Origin of the sequence: Rhodococcus sp. Eu-32, from assembly GCF_003336925.1 — a bacterium.
Classification (GTDB): domain Bacteria; phylum Actinomycetota; class Actinomycetes; order Mycobacteriales; family Mycobacteriaceae; genus Rhodococcoides; species Rhodococcoides kyotonensis_B.
Genome location: NZ_QGNK01000001.1, coordinates 154,766 through 168,898, shown reverse-complemented (window position 1 = coordinate 168,898; position 14,133 = coordinate 154,766). Strand labels below are relative to the sequence as shown.

Here is a 14,133-nt window from a genome sequence, read left to right as displayed (position 1 = left end):
GCCAGAGTAGCGGGTGAGTAGTTGACAGAAGGTGACCTGCCGTAGTCGGATCTGTCATGGCCGAATCACCGTTTCCCGACGTCCGCTGGGGCAGCGAGAACAGCATCATTCGTAAGCCTGCGATCGCGTTCGCCGCGACGAAGCCCGGGTCATGGGTCATCCGGAACCTCGCAGGCATCGACCGGAGACTTCTCGAGCGCACCGACGGGAAGTACACGATCCTCGGGCCCATCGCCGCGCCCGTCGTCTTGCTGACGACGACAGGTCGAAAGTCGGGGGCGCCGCGGACCTCACCGCTGCTGTACTACCGGGAGGGCGACACGCTGTACGTCGTCGGCAGCAACTTCGGGCAACAGCATCACCCGGCCTGGACGTCGAACCTGCTCGCCGATCCGCATGCGTCCGTCGCGATCGGGGGCAAGAGAATTCCCGTCACGGCCACACCCGTTCTCGGGGACGAGAAAGTGCGGATCTACGACGCGTTCAACGACATGGTCCGGGTGTACGGCGAATACAAGACCCGGACCGATCGGGAAATGCGGATGTTTGCGTTGACTGCGGACTGACCGCCATCGCTTGCCCCCGGATCGGCATCGATGGTCCGCGGCAACTGTCTATCGGATGCCGTGGACCATCGATGCCGACAGGAGAGCCGTCGAAAGCTCGCAAAAACTACCCCAGCTTGCGCAACCGCGGCGCCAGGTCGCGCTCGAACAACTCCAGGAACCGCTTCTGGTCGTGACCCGGCGCGTGGAACACGAGGTGGTTGAGCCCGGCGTCGGTGTACTGCTTGACCTTCTCGACCGCCTCGTCCGGATCCGACGCCACGATCCACCGCTTCGCCACCTGCTCGATCGGCAATTCGTCGGCCGCCTTCTCCATCTCGATCGGGTCGTCGATCGAATGCTTCTGCTCCGGCGTCAGCGACAACGGCGCCCAGAAGCGGGTGTTCTCCAAAGCCAGATCCGGATCGGTGTCGTACGAAATCTTGATCTCGATCATCTTGTCGATCTCACCGGCGTCGCGCTCGGCCTTGCCCGCACCCTCTTCGACGGCAGGCAGCAGCTTGTCGGTGTAGAGCTCCATGCCCTTGCCCGACGTGCAGATGAACCCGTCTCCTGCGCGGCCTGCGTACCGTGCCACCACCGGACCACCCGCGGCGATGTACACCGGAATGCCGCCCTCGGGCACGTCGTAGATCGATGCACCCTTCGTCGTGTAGTACTCGCCCTCGAAGTCGACGCGGTCGCCGAGCCACAGCTCGCGCATCAACCGCACCGACTCCCGCAGCCGGGCGAAGCGCTCCTTGAACTCCGGCCACTCGCCGGTGAACCCGGTCGCGATCTCGTTGAGCGCCTCACCGGTACCGACACCGAGCATGATGCGCCCCGGGTACAGGCAGCCCATCGTCGCGAAAGCCTGCGCGATCACCGACGGGTTGTACCGGAACGTCGGGGTCAGCACCGATGTGCCCAACTGAATCCGCTCGGTGCGCTCACCGACCGCCGTCATCCACGCCAACGAGAACGGCGCATGCCCACCCTCGTGACGCCACGGCTGGAAATGATCGCTGACGGTCGCCGAGTCCATTCCGTGCTGCTCGGCCAACACACCGAGTTCGACGAGCTCCCGCGGACCGAACTGCTCCGCCGACGCCTTGTACCCGAGCTTCAACGCCTGTGCCACGCTCTACTCCCTCGTCATTAGTCATCAGTCACTTCGATTGTGCACGCCGAGTCCGCCGAGTCCTCTGCTTACTCGATTCCGAGCACCGTGATGACGGCCGCGAGGATCGCGATTCCACCGATCCCGACGGCGAACAGCCACAGTTCCTTCGCCTCGGGCATCGGCGCGCCCTCTTCCAGCGCCTTGCGCACCTGCAGCCAGCGACGCAGGCCGACCATGGCCGCCGACGCAGCCATGAGGATGAGGACGAGTCCCAATCCGGTGCGCACCCAGCCAGTGCTGAAGTCCGGGACCAGGTGCACGATGGCGATGCCACCGGCCATCAGACCCAGTGACGTGCGCATCCACGCGAGGAACGTGCGTTCGCTGGCGAGGGTGAAACGTTCGTCCGGACGGGTCGACGGATCATCGGTCACGGAACCAACAATAACGATCAGGCCGATTCGAACCATGGTCACTACTGCCGCGACGCTTCACACTCGAATCGGATGTAAACCCCGAGACGAAAGAAGCAGCCCATGTCCGACTCTCCGCGCACCCAAATCGATATCGGCGTCGGGATCTTGGTCGGACTGTGTGGCTATACGCCCGACCAGGCGTTCGCCGAACTCACCGCATTCGCCCACCGTCACAAGGTCGGATTGATCTCGACGACCAAAGCACTGACGTTGTTGGCTCAGGCCGCACCCGCGTCGGCAGGCATCGACGACGCCGCCACCGAAGCAGCTCGACAGAGCTGGCAGTCGATTCTCCGACGCGCCGACCCGGAAATCACCGCACAAGCGGCCTGAGCCTGCCTCCGAACAGACCGAATGTGGCTTTCCGGTCACTCTGAGTGACCGGAAAGCCACATTCGGTCCTCATCCATGTCCCCACGGTCGCGCCACGCCGACAAAGAAAGTATTCGATGACCTCCACACTCACGTCCATGCCCGCACCGGCGTCCGCCGAATTGGCGTCGTTGGTCGCCCTGATCGCAGCCGACGCCCGCAGGCGCCGCGCCGACGGCGGACACGAACCACCCACTGTGGCAATCGCTCTGGTCAAGGAGCACCGTCTCGGTGCGGTCCGAGTGCCGACCGAACTCGGCGGCGGCGGTTACACACTCGCTCAGTTCTTCGACCTGGTGGTCGACCTCGCCGAGGCTGATCCGGATGTGCCGCACATCCTGCGTGTTCACTTCTCGTTCGTCGAGGACATCCTGCGCGTACCGTCGTCGGACAACAAGCTGAAGTGGCTCCCACACGTACTGGAGGGAAAGCTGTTCGGCGGTGCCAACTCCGAACTCAGCTCGCACAACGCCGGCGGCAAAACGTACGACAGCATACTGACGCCCACAGCCACCGGATACCTCGTCGACGGCGTCAAGTTCTACAGCACCGGATCGTTGTATTCGGACTACATCCGTGTGTCGGGCAATCTGCCCGACGGTGAAGTCCTGTCGGCTATCGTGCCTGCCCACGCCGACGGCGTCGAGCATCGGGACGACTGGGACGGAATCGGTCAGCGCCATACCGGTAGCGGTACGACGGTGTTCACTGCGGTGCACGTCGACGCCGAGGACACGTTACCGTTCCGAAACGAGCCGATCGAGCGTCGTCCCCGCAGTTCTCTCGTTCAGTTGACCCTGCACGCCATCGCGGCGGGAATTCTACGTTCGGTCACGGCCGACGCGGCCGAGTTGCTGCGCACCAGGAAGCGAACGTTCACGTTCGCCGCCGCCGAGACCCCTCGCGAGGACCCGCAACTTCTCGAGATCATCGGACGCCTGACGTCGGCGGCGTTCGTCGCAGAAGCGGCCGTTGCCAAAGCTGCGGCGGCACAGGACATCGCGACGGACGCGGCGCGTACGACCGGCGTCGACAGGGCACTCGAGGAGCGCGCATCCATCGCGGCGGCGAAGACCAAGGTGGCCGTCGAAGATCTGGCCCTGAGCGCTGCAGGTCGTCTGTTCGAGGTGGGCGGTGCGTCGGCGACGAGGCAGGGACAGTCTCTCGACATCCACTGGCGGAATCTCCGTACCCTGTTCTCGCACAACCCGACAGCGTACAAGGCCCGGGTGCTCGGCGACATCGTCGTGAACGACGCCGAGCTGCCCGAGACCGGCTTCTTCTGACCGTCAGCCTGCGCGATCGAGGCTGCTCACCGACGAGAACCGTTCACGCAGAGTGGATTCTGCATACTCGCGTCGGAACAGCCCTCGATCGCGCAGGATGGGCACCACGTGATCGACGAAATCCTCCAGCCCGGACGGAAATACGTCCGGCATCAAATTGAATCCGTCCGCCGCACCGCCGCGGAACCATTCCTCGATGGTATCGGCGATGTCTTCCGGGGAACCCACCGCTATACGGTGACCGCCACCACTGAACTGCTGCACGGCTTCTCGGACGGTCGCTCGGCTTTCTCGAATCGACCGCACGATCGACTCCCGAAATCCCATCGATGCAGTGAACGCGTCGGGCGAGATGTCGGCGAGCGCGTCGTCCGGGACGCGGTCGTCGGGATCGAGACCTCGCAGGTCGTACGCCAGCACCGTCGACAGGCGGTCGAGGGAATAAGACTCGGGCAGAGAGCTTTCCAGACTTTCGAAGCGTCGGTGTGCCTCCTCGCGAGTCTTCGCCAGCACGGTGATCAATCCGGGCAGTATCGCGACGTCGTCGCGTGACCGGCCGTGCCGGCGCGCATCGTCCTTCACCTGCCGGTAGTGCTGAACGCCTGCATCGAGCGTCATCTCCGCACTGAATACCGCGTTCGCGGTTCGCGCTGCGAGCTCCCGGCCCTGGGGAGACCCGCCTGCCTGCACGATCAGAGGGTGTCCCTGGGGTGACGGGCCGAGCGGCAATAGTCCGTCGACATCGAAGAACTCGCCGTGGTGTGACACGGATTCTCGTGATCCGGCACTACGCCACAGAGCCAGAACCACGTCGACGAACTCGGAGGCACGCCGGTACCGGACACTGCGCTCGGGGTAGTCTTCCACACCGAAATTCTGCCCCGCCTGCGGCGAATAGGTCGTGACGACGTTCCATGCTGCACGGCCCTCGCTCAGGTGATCCAGCGTCAGGAGGCGATGGGCGAGTTCGACCGGATCGTTGAACGTCGTCGACAGTGTTCCGATAACTCCGAGATGTGTTGTCTCGGCAGCGACGAGCGACAGAATCGCCGATGGCTCGAGAGCTCGCGAGGGCTTCAGACGTGGATCTTCGCGCAGGGCGGGTCCGTCGGCGAGGAACAGCGCATCGAGGGTGCCGTGTTCGGCCAGACGAGCCATGTCGGCGAAGTACCCCGGCTCTACGAACGCCGTCGGAGACAGGCCTGAGTTCTGCCAGGCTGCCGCGTGGATCCCGATGTCGAGAACGTTGATGTTCAGTACGACGTGCTCGGATGACATGTAAGTCCCTTCTCGATCAGATGAACGCGGGCCTGCGAGTCGACAGGTCCGGCTCTGCCGGTAGGTCGACGCCGAGGTATTGCCGCAAGGTGGTCTTGTCGGTACGAGCTTTGACGACGCCACGCGCCACGAGGTTCGGCAGGACGCGGATCCAGAGGTCGACATCGTCGATCTCGACTACCAGTCCCGCGACACCGGATGCGATCGCGTCGTCTATCCCGTCGACGGCGACCACAGCAACTCCGTCGGCCCCGACGCGAACGTCGGAGCTGCCCGGACCGAACACGACGGGTTCACCCTGCGGGGTCGTCGGAACAGTGAGCGGGCCTGCGGTGGTGAAAATTCCGTCGTGATCGGCGTGCCGAATTCTCTCGGCGCGAGTGAAGACGTTCGACTCGACGTCACCGACCACAGCGTCCGCAGGCCATGTGCGCCACAGTGCGCGTACCGCGATCACCGCGTCCTCGGTGCGGTCCCGGGGTGGCGCCGAGGTCCACGAACTTGCCTCTCCGAGCCCGAGTTCCGTTTCGTCGTCGTGTTCGCGAACCCACCACCCGACGCGCCCCTGCGTCAGATGGTCGAGCGACGCTGTGCGTCGCGCGATGTTGTACGGGTGGTCACGCTGCACGGCAGCCTCGACGACGAGTCCAAGTCCCGAAGTGCGTCGTGCCAGAAAGCCCGCGATCGTACTGGGTTCGTACCCGAGGCTTTTCGTCCCGAGCACGACGAAACCTGTTGCGGAACGATCGAGTCTTTCTGCGGCGTGGACGAGGCCCCGAATCGTCAGCGAGGACCCGCGTCCGAGACGCACGCCGACGGGTACGGGATTTCGGTTCGACATTGTGCGTCCTCTCCGTAGGTTGCACTCGTGAGGCTACGGAGTGAGCGGTCGACGAAACACCCTTGCGATCACCGAGATTCGAGGTGTCAGAGGGTGTTCATCGAGGTCCACGCGTCGAACATCGACGCGTACCGGCCCCCCCGACGCCACCAGTTCGGCGTGCGTGCCCTGTTCGGCGAGTTTCCCGCCGTCGAACAGCAGAATTCTGTCGGCGTTCTCGGCCGTGATCATGCGATGCGCGATGGTCACCGTCGTCCGCCCCTTCGTCAGGCGTAGCAGTGCACGTTGCACGCGAACGTCGGTCGCGGGATCGACCCCGCTCGTGGCTTCGTCGAGTACTAGTAGATCCGGCTCGACGAGCGCAGTCCTTGCCAACGCGACGAGCTGCCGCTCCCCCGCCGACAGTGCCGCACCGTGCGCACCCACTCGCGTGTCCAACCCGGCGGGCAGGCTGCTGATCCAGTCGTCGAGCCCGAGGTCTCGCACGGTGTCCATGACGTCGGAAGGCCCGGCATCCGGGCGGGCGACCGCGATGTTCTCTGCGATCGTCCGGTCGAACAGGAATGCGTCCCGCGGCACGATCGCGACCCGCCGCGCCAACGACGCCGGTGCGACGCGTGAGAGGTTCACCGACGCGAGGGACACGACGCCTTCGGTCGGCGACAACTGTCGGGTCAGCAGTTTCGCGAACGTCGACTTGCCGGACCCTGTATGTCCCACGACGGCAACATGCTCGTGGGCGTCGATGTGGAGCTCCGGAACCTCGAGCGCTGTCGTTCGTGCGTCGTACCCGAAACGGACGCCGGACAGATGTATTCCGATGCCACCTTCCGGCAGTGCGACGCCGTCGTCGTCGGAGACCGTGTCGACAGACTCGGCCAGCAGCTCCCGGACCCGACGCCACCCCGCGACGGCACTCTGCGCCTCGCCCAGCATGGACACGGTGAACTGCATCGGCCGGACGAAGAACGTGATCAAGAACAGGAATGCGACCAACTGGCCCGCGGTGAGATCGATCCAGCCCAGTATGCCCGCGCCGGCGGCAGCACCTGCGACCACGACGGCGCTGGTGATCACTCCGCTGGCTGCCTCGCCGAGCGACGCGTTGACGTTCAACGGAAGTTGCGTGTTCATCTGTGCGGCGCGGGTTCGTTCGACGAGGGTCCCCACGCGGGCTTCGTAGTTGTCACCCGCCCCGAATGCGCGGATCATCTCGGCGCCGTTCACGAGGTCGGACATTCCGTCGTACAGCGCACCGACCTCGATTCGCACCACGTCGAATCGTCGTGCGACGACGCGTTGGATCGACCGCATGAGTACGACGGCGACGCCCGTGACAGCGATGACGAGTACCGCAAGCGGCCAGCTGAAGACGAACATGACGGTTGCCGCGACGACCATCTGAGATACGTTGATCACCAGCGTGATTCCACCTGCCCGCGTGAACTGCGAGATGGTGTCGATGTCACCGGTCAGTCTGGCGACGAGGGTGCCGGTGCCGATCCTGCCGACCGACGCAGGTGACAGCCGGAACATGTGCTCGAAGGCGCGCTCACGCTGTGCGGCAAGAGCCGTCTCGACGGATCTGACGAGCCTGCGGTTGAGCAGGCACGATGACGTGCCCGCGACCGCCACTGCCGCTGCACCCACGAGCACGGAATGGACGAGAACGCTGGTGCGGTCCTGCGCCGACGCGTCGAGCAGCGCGTGGTCGAGCGCGTACTGGACCGTGAGCGGCACGACGATTCGCCCGCTCGCCGCGACGACCGCGAGCACGGACGTCAGCCACCACCGACTCACAGCCACCACCGGCTCACAACGGATCCACGTACGCGTCGACGATGTCGCGGTAGCGCCTGCTCCGCGCGTTCAGTTCGTCGGGAGTGCCGACGTCGGCGATCACACCGTCGTCGAGCAGAACGACCCGCTCTGCCAGTGCGACGGTGGTCTTACGCGACGCGCTCATGACGAGGGTCGACGCCCTCTGCCCTGGCTGTCCGGTCAGCAGTTCGCGGCGGATGTTCCCCAGAACCGCAGCTTCGACCGTCGGGTCCAGCGCGCTGGTGGCGTCGTCGAGCACGATGAGCGACGGCCGTCCCACGAGGGCTCTCGCCAGCGCGATGCGCTGACGTTGTCCCCCGCTGAGGCTGCGGCCTGCGCGCCCGACCCGCTCGTCGAGACCGTCCGCCTGGGCGCTCACGAATTCATCTGCAGCACAGATCTTCAGCGCCCACCAGATGCGGTCGTCGTCGATGTCTCGTCCCATCGCGATGTTGTCGCGGATACTGGCGTCGAACAGAAAGGCGGTCTGCTGGGCGATGGCGACGCGGCGGTCGGTCTCCGATCCGTGCAGATCGCCGACGTTCGTTCCGTCGTATCGGACATGCCCGTCATCGAGGTCAGCGAGACGCGCGACGACGTTCAACAGCGTCGTCTTGCCCGACCCGGTTGCGCCGACGACGGCTACGACGTCACCTGCCGAGAAATCCAGGTCGACAGGGCCCAATGTCGGTCTCGCGCACCCACTCTCGTACGAGTACGAGCCGCCGTGGATACTGACCGGAATCGCGCCGTCGGTCGACAGCACCGCGTCGCCCTGCGTCGGATACTCGGCGGCATCCAGAACGTCTCGTACACGGTCGTGGCCGACGACACCGAGCGGCAACAGGCCGAGGAACCGCCCGATCAGGCTCAGTGGCAGCGCCATCGTCAGGAACAGGTAGATGACCTCGACGAGCACTCCGACGGTGAGCGCTCCGGAGTCGACGCGTGCGGCACCCACGACGAGTACGACGAGAACCGTTGCGGTGGGGGCGAGTTCGATGACGGGATCGAACACCGCGTTGACATCGGCCATGCGAATGTTGCTGTGCTGTAGCGCCTTCGAGGCATTCCGGAACCGACTCGTCTCCGCCTGCGCGATCCCGAGCGTGCGAATGACCTGCTCACCGCGCACGCTCTCGTCGGCAACGGTACTGACATCTGCCCGTGCGCGCTGTGCGTCGCGAGCCCGCGGCGCAGTGACACGCTGATACATGACATTCGCGGCGACCACGAACGCCATCAACGCAACCGCCGCGACCGCGAGGTACAGGTCCGAACGGGCGATGTTCATCAGCGCGAACACCAACATCGACACGGAACCCATCGCGAAGGCGAAGAACTGCATCGGCTGCCACAGAGCATCGACGTCGGACACCGCGTTCGACAGCAACTGGCCCGTCGAATGTGTGCGATGCCACGGCACTCCGAGCCGGGTGTACTGCCGGACCAAGTCCCGACGGGTGGTTGCCTGGTTCCCGAACTGCACGACGGCCGCCGCGTACGAGCGCACGATGATCGTCGTGACACGCAGCAGCGACACACCGGATACGAACCCGACTGCGAGCAACCACGTTGCCGCGCTCGGTGATTGCCCGTCGAACGCAGGCAGGATCAGATGATCGGTCGCCCAGCCGATGGCGACGGCACTGAGGACCATCGTGGCGCCGTTGACGACGCCGGCCAGGATCGAGACGGGCGTCGCGATCGGGTAGCCGCGACTTCCACGCATCATCGCCGACAGCCCGGTGCGGAAGATACGTGGATTGTCCGCCGCCCCGAGGTCGGCGGCGCGCGCGGCCAGAGGAGAACCCATGCGCCGCTATTTCTTCGGCCGCAGTGCCGTCCCGTGAATTCCGTACTCGTCGATGCGTGCGAGATCGTCGTCGGTCAGTTCCGGGAATTCGGTGGCGGCAAGGTTGTGCTCGAGCTGCGTGGTCGAACTCGCGCCGATGAGAGCCGTCGTCACCTCGGGTCGGCGCAATACCCACTGAAGTGCCAATTGCGGCAGCGACTGTCCACGAGATTCGGCGATCTTGTTCAGAAATCCGGCGCGGGTGATGTACTCGTCGGAGATGTCGTCGGCGGAGAGGAACGCGCTCGACGCGGCCCGCGAATCCTTCGGCACCTGCCCATTCAGATACTTGTCTGTCAGCAGGCCCTGCGCGAGTGGCGAGAACGCGACGACGCCTGTGCCGTCCTGAGTTGCGATGTCCAGCTGCCCGTCTCGCTCGACGGTGCGATCGAAGATCGAGTAGCGGGACTGATGGACGAGCAGCGGAGTGCCGAGTCGTTCCGCGATGACGGCCGCGTCGTGCGCACGTTCGGCGGTGTAGTTGGAAATGCCGATGTAGTGCGCTTTGCCCTGCTGTACCGCCGACGCAAGCGCGGCGATCGTTTCCTCGAGAGGGGTATCGAGGTCGGGGCTGTGCGAGTAGAAGATGTCGACGTGATCGACACCCAGGTCACGCAGGCTGATGTCCAGAGAGTCGAGCAGTGTCTTGCGTGAACCGCCCTTCAGGTATGGGCTCTTGCCGATCGGGTTGCCTGCCTTCGACGCAATCAGGATTTCGTCGCGGTAGCGGCCGAGATCAGTCGCGAGAACGCGGCCGAACACCTTCTCGGCCGCGCGGAACGGCGGGCCGTAGCGATTCGCGAGGTCGAAGTGCGTGATGCCGAGATCGAATGCGCGCAGGATGATCTCGCGCTGCGTCTCGAAGCTCCTGTTGTCACCGAAGTTCTGCCAGAGCCCGAGCGAGAACTGAGGCAGTTGCAACCCGCTCTTCCCGCTTCTGCGGAACTGCGCGTCGTCGTATCGGGTGTCTGCTGCTGAGTAGGTCATGATGCTTTCTCTTTGGCTGTGGTCTGTTCCTCCAGACCGAGGTGTCCGCGCAGTGTCGTCGCCGTGTATTCGGTGCGGTAGACGCCGCGTTCCTGCAGTGCCGGAACGAGCTTGTCGACCAGGTCGTTCACGGAGTCACGCACGTGGTACGGGTTGATGTTGAAGCCGTCGACCACGCGGTGGCGGACCAGATCGGCCCACCTGTCGACGACGGCAGCGGGTGTGCCCGAGTGGAAACGCGACGCAGGCGATACCTCGAGGACGAGTTCGCGGATGGACAAGCTCTTGTCCTCGGCCAACTTTCGCCACTGCGCGATTTGCTCGAGCTTGCCGGTCCTCGCCGAGATGGCGAGCGTGCCGCGAGACGGGTCGAGTTCCTCGTCAACAGGATCGATGTCCGGCAGCGGACCTTCGGGATCGTACGACGACAGGTCCTTGCCCCAGTAATGCTCGAGGAAGGCGATGGCGCGCACGCCGTTGTGCGCGTTGCCGCGTAACCAGCGCACCTTCTCCTCGGCCTCGCCGGCAGTGTCGCCCAGTACGACGGTCACGCCCGGCAGAATCTTGACGGCATCTGCAGCGCGGCCGTATGCGGCGGTGCGTGCGCGCAGATCGCGTGCGTAGGCGACGGCGTCGTCGAACGCGTGATTGGCGGAGAACACGACGTCGGCGTGACGGGCCGCGAGGTCGCGGCCACCCGACGAGTCCCCGGCCTGGAACAGCACCGGCCTCCCCTGTGCACTCTGCGGAAGACTGTTCTGCGAGGCGGCTTCGACGAGATCGGTATGCGACGCCACCGGCTCACCCGACCAGTACTGCTTGGCAAGTGCGACGACCTGCGTCGCACGTTCGTAGCGTCGCTCGTGTTCGAGCCATCCGCCCCGGCGGAAGTTCTCACCGGTCCAGGCGTTGTCGGTGGTCACGATGTTCCAGCCGGCCCGCCCCTCCGAGAGAGCGTCGAGACTGGCCAGGCGACGCGCGAGCTCGACCGGAAGGTTGTACGTCGCGTTCTGAGTGGCGACGAGCCCGATACGGTCGGTCACCGCGGCGAGCGCCGACAGCTGCACGATCGCATCCGGGCGACCGGCGATGTCCGTCGACAGAATCGCGCCTCGGTTCTCGCGTACGCGCTGACCGTCACCGAGGAAGAACGCGTCGAACAAGCCTCGTTCGAGGGTCTGCGCGACCTCGACGAAAGTGTCTGTCGCAACCTGGTCCGGTGCGTTGGGGTCTTCCCACACCGTCTGCGCGCCGATGCCCGGATAGAAAACACCCAGGTGAATCTGCGCGTTCTCGTCGTAGGCAGCACCCGTGTCGGGGTGACGGTCGATCGTCGCCATATCAGTTGTTCTCCTTCGCTGCCGCATACCGGCTGACGGGCCGGGGCAGGCCGAGGTTCTCTCGCAGGGTGCGCCCCACGGTGGGCGCGCGCAGCAGACCTGCGTCGGCGAGTTTCGGAACGGTGCCGTCCAGCAACCGGCGAAGAGCCTCCGCACCGGTCGGACGGAAGAGCAACCCGTCGACGATGTCGACGACAGGCGCGACGTTCACATCCGCGTCGACATCCAGGAAGACGAGAGGCGCTCCGTCGGTTCTGGCGTCGTCGATCTGATCGACGTCCCCGACCACGGCGACATCGAGCAGGTCGGTCACACCGAGTGCGACGTCGCCCACGACGACGAGCTGGCCCTGCGGAGGACGCGGCGTGATCAACGGACCGACGATGTCGAAGAACTCGCCCTCGAAGCGGACGTGGTGCACCTTGTCGGGATCGAGATATCTGCCCGACGCGGCGTCGCGAATCACCGCATCGTCCTCCCACGAATCCCACAGGCGGCGAGAGACGTCGATGACGTCGCGAATCTCCTGTCGGATCGAATCCGGTTTGCGTACAACAGATCCCACGGCCTCGTGTGCCGCTGCACTGTTGTCGGCGCCGACGACCCACGCGCCGCGACCGTGCGATGTATGGTCCATGCTCGCGAGTTGTGTTGCGAGGAAGAACGGTTCGGTGGTCAGCGTGTGCACCGTCGGTGCAAGACCGATCGTGTTCGTGCTGCTCGACACGAACGCCGCGCGCGTTCCTGCGTCGAGCGTATCGCCCGGATTCTCGGTGAACGTGACGAGGGTGAACCCGGCAACTTCCGCCGCGGCCACCGAATCCCGCAGTACGCGAGACGAGTGGTCCCGGCCGTCCAGCTCCAGCGCGAGGAACAGTCCGGGGTGGTCGTCCGACTCAGCGGTGGTCGACAAGATGGTTCAGCCTTTCGTGCGTCGAATTGACCGAATGTGGCTTTTCGGTCACTCAGAGTGACCGGAGGAGGCATTCGCTCCGGTCCCGTCCGCGGCCGGCCCCGAACGAGGGTGACAATCAGTCACTCTGAGTGACCGGAGGAAAAATTGGGTAACTACCGACGATCAGGACACCGTCGGCAGACCCTGCTCCTTCCAGGCCGGGAAGCCACCGTCGATGTGGGAGACGTTGGTGTAGCCGAGCTCCTTCAGCTCGTCGACGACCGGCCCCGAGCCCTTGACCGAACCGCAGAACACGACGATCGGCTCGCTACGGTCGGAATTCTCATCACCGAACTGGGCCTGAACATCGGCCTTGTCGACGACGATCGCGCCGGCGATGGTGCCGAACTCGATGCGCGACTTCTCACTGCGCACGTCGATCAGCTTCGCGTCGGCTGCGGCCGCGTCGGCCGGACTGATCAACGACGCTTCGTTCGAGCTCATGGAGGCACTCCCACTTTCGATAGACCGATTCGGTCCCCAACCTTTCCCTATCGACGAGATAGGGAAAAGAGATCGGATCAGCGTGAATCGAAGGGAATACGTCAGGCGGGAGTGCGCACGAGGGTCAGCTGGGATTCCTGGCGTAGCTCGAATCCGATCGACAGGTACAGCCGAATCGCGTTCGTATTCGCTGCCGACGCGTGCAGAAACGGCTTCTCGCCGCGTTCGCGGATCACGTGCCCGACGGCTCGGACCAGGTCGGTCGCGAGACCTCGCCCACGGTAAGCGGGGTCGGTGCACACGGCGCTGATCTCGGTCCAGCCCGCCGGATGCATCCGCTCCCCGGCCATTGCAACAAGAACAGACCCGTCGCGCACGCCCAGATAGGTGCCGAGTTCGAACGTCCGCGGGAGGAACGGTCCCGGCTTGGTGCGTTCGACGAGGTCGAGCATGTCCGGCACGTCGTCGGCACCCAGCACGATCGCACCCGGATACGGCCGCGTCTCGAGGTGTGTACCGACGAGCTGCACCAGACCGAACTGGTCGATCACATCCCAGCCGGCAGGAACCTGATGGCCGACGCCTCGCAGCGACACGATTTCGCCGCGCCCGAACAGGGCGACGATGTCGTCCCAGTCCCCTGCCTCGATGACAGGCGGGTGGCCGAGGAACGGCGCAACCTCCGGATCGAATCGAAAGACCCGCCCCGATCCCGACACCCGTGCGAACCGCGCATGTGCGCCCAACAGGGATCCCCTGATCGGGTCGTCCAGCGGATGGATGTCGTCGACGTACTGCGTGCTCACTGCT

Annotated in this window: 14 protein-coding genes; 3 read left to right on the top strand and 11 right to left on the bottom strand. The window is 65.0% G+C overall.

The window, feature by feature from the left end; genetic code table 11:
- Window positions 1-56: 56 nt before the first annotated feature.
- Window positions 57-566 (top strand): nitroreductase/quinone reductase family protein, encoded by a 510-nt coding sequence (locus DK926_RS00845; RefSeq protein WP_068422027.1) that lies wholly within the window; start codon window positions 57-59, stop codon window positions 564-566.
- 106 nt (window positions 567-672) lie between these two features.
- On the opposite strand, the gene fgd is transcribed toward DK926_RS00845, so the two are convergent.
- A complete protein-coding gene (gene fgd, locus DK926_RS00840; RefSeq protein WP_114327997.1) occupies window positions 673-1,686 on the bottom strand; it encodes a glucose-6-phosphate dehydrogenase (coenzyme-F420) in 1,014 nt (337 codons plus the stop codon).
- A gap of 68 nt (window positions 1,687-1,754) precedes the next feature.
- Window positions 1,755-2,138, bottom strand: coding sequence for a DUF202 domain-containing protein (locus DK926_RS00835; protein WP_114328603.1), 384 nt, complete (start codon window positions 2,136-2,138; stop codon window positions 1,755-1,757).
- A gap of 66 nt (window positions 2,139-2,204) precedes the next feature.
- Here DK926_RS00835 and DK926_RS00830 point away from each other — a divergent pair, with 66 nt between their 5' ends.
- Window positions 2,205-2,477: an ANTAR domain-containing protein gene (locus tag DK926_RS00830; protein ID WP_114327995.1), complete on the top strand. Its 273-nt coding sequence runs from the start codon at window positions 2,205-2,207 to the stop codon at window positions 2,475-2,477.
- A gap of 116 nt (window positions 2,478-2,593) precedes the next feature.
- A complete protein-coding gene (locus tag DK926_RS00825; RefSeq protein ID WP_114327992.1) occupies window positions 2,594-3,802 on the top strand; it encodes an acyl-CoA dehydrogenase family protein in 1,209 nt (402 codons plus the stop codon).
- A gap of 3 nt (window positions 3,803-3,805) precedes the next feature.
- On the opposite strand, the gene DK926_RS00820 is transcribed toward DK926_RS00825, so the two are convergent.
- The 9 genes from DK926_RS00820 to DK926_RS00780 all read right to left on the bottom strand — a co-directional run bounded on the left by DK926_RS00820 (window position 3,806) and on the right by DK926_RS00780 (window position 14,129).
- Complete coding sequence (locus tag DK926_RS00820; RefSeq protein ID WP_114327990.1) at window positions 3,806-5,080, bottom strand: NtaA/DmoA family FMN-dependent monooxygenase; 1,275 nt, start codon at window positions 5,078-5,080, stop codon at window positions 3,806-3,808.
- Between the two features lie 16 nt (window positions 5,081-5,096).
- Window positions 5,097-5,921: an LLM class flavin-dependent oxidoreductase gene (locus DK926_RS00815; RefSeq protein ID WP_114327988.1), complete on the bottom strand. Its 825-nt coding sequence runs from the start codon at window positions 5,919-5,921 to the stop codon at window positions 5,097-5,099.
- A 33-nt stretch (window positions 5,922-5,954) separates the two neighbouring features.
- Entirely contained in the window at window positions 5,955-7,721 is a 1,767-nt protein-coding gene (locus DK926_RS00810) for an ABC transporter ATP-binding protein (RefSeq protein WP_125833355.1), read from the bottom strand.
- 13 nt (window positions 7,722-7,734) lie between these two features.
- Complete coding sequence (locus DK926_RS00805; RefSeq protein WP_114327984.1) at window positions 7,735-9,558, bottom strand: ABC transporter ATP-binding protein; 1,824 nt, start codon at window positions 9,556-9,558, stop codon at window positions 7,735-7,737.
- Between the two features lie 6 nt (window positions 9,559-9,564).
- Window positions 9,565-10,584, bottom strand: coding sequence for an aldo/keto reductase (locus DK926_RS00800; protein ID WP_114327981.1), 1,020 nt, complete (start codon window positions 10,582-10,584; stop codon window positions 9,565-9,567).
- Window positions 10,581-11,924 carry an LLM class flavin-dependent oxidoreductase gene (locus DK926_RS00795; protein WP_114327979.1) on the bottom strand — a complete coding sequence of 448 codons (1,344 nt, stop codon included), beginning with the start codon at window positions 11,922-11,924 and terminating at the stop codon, window positions 10,581-10,583. The genes DK926_RS00800 and DK926_RS00795 overlap by 4 nt, the downstream gene beginning before the upstream one ends.
- Before the next feature lies 1 nt (window position 11,925).
- Entirely contained in the window at window positions 11,926-12,837 is a 912-nt protein-coding gene (locus DK926_RS00790) for an LLM class flavin-dependent oxidoreductase (protein WP_114327977.1), read from the bottom strand.
- A gap of 165 nt (window positions 12,838-13,002) precedes the next feature.
- Complete coding sequence (locus DK926_RS00785) at window positions 13,003-13,323, bottom strand: rhodanese-like domain-containing protein (RefSeq protein WP_114327975.1); 321 nt, start codon at window positions 13,321-13,323, stop codon at window positions 13,003-13,005.
- A 101-nt stretch (window positions 13,324-13,424) separates the two neighbouring features.
- Window positions 13,425-14,129: a GNAT family N-acetyltransferase gene (locus tag DK926_RS00780; RefSeq protein ID WP_114327973.1), complete on the bottom strand. Its 705-nt coding sequence runs from the start codon at window positions 14,127-14,129 to the stop codon at window positions 13,425-13,427.
- Between the last annotated feature and the right edge of the window lie 4 nt (window positions 14,130-14,133).

Excerpts from the sequence above, each read along its gene's own strand:
- DK926_RS00785 (WP_114327975.1), bottom strand. The coding sequence starts at position 13,323 with ATGAGCTCGAACGAAGCGTCGTTGATCAGTCCGGCCGACGCGGCCGCA.
- DK926_RS00815 (WP_114327988.1), bottom strand. The coding sequence starts at position 5,921 with ATGTCGAACCGAAATCCCGTACCCGTCGGCGTGCGTCTCGGACGCGGG.
- DK926_RS00825 (WP_114327992.1), top strand. The coding sequence starts at position 2,594 with ATGACCTCCACACTCACGTCCATGCCCGCACCGGCGTCCGCCGAATTG.
- DK926_RS00800 (WP_114327981.1), bottom strand. The coding sequence starts at position 10,584 with ATGACCTACTCAGCAGCAGACACCCGATACGACGACGCGCAGTTCCGC.
- DK926_RS00795 (WP_114327979.1), bottom strand. The coding sequence starts at position 11,924 with ATGGCGACGATCGACCGTCACCCCGACACGGGTGCTGCCTACGACGAG.
- DK926_RS00820 (WP_114327990.1), bottom strand. The coding sequence starts at position 5,080 with ATGTCATCCGAGCACGTCGTACTGAACATCAACGTTCTCGACATCGGG.
- DK926_RS00835 (WP_114328603.1), bottom strand. The coding sequence starts at position 2,138 with ATGGTTCGAATCGGCCTGATCGTTATTGTTGGTTCCGTGACCGATGAT.
- DK926_RS00805 (WP_114327984.1), bottom strand. The coding sequence starts at position 9,558 with ATGGGTTCTCCTCTGGCCGCGCGCGCCGCCGACCTCGGGGCGGCGGAC.
- DK926_RS00845 (WP_068422027.1), top strand. The coding sequence starts at position 57 with ATGGCCGAATCACCGTTTCCCGACGTCCGCTGGGGCAGCGAGAACAGC.
- DK926_RS00830 (WP_114327995.1), top strand. The coding sequence starts at position 2,205 with ATGTCCGACTCTCCGCGCACCCAAATCGATATCGGCGTCGGGATCTTG.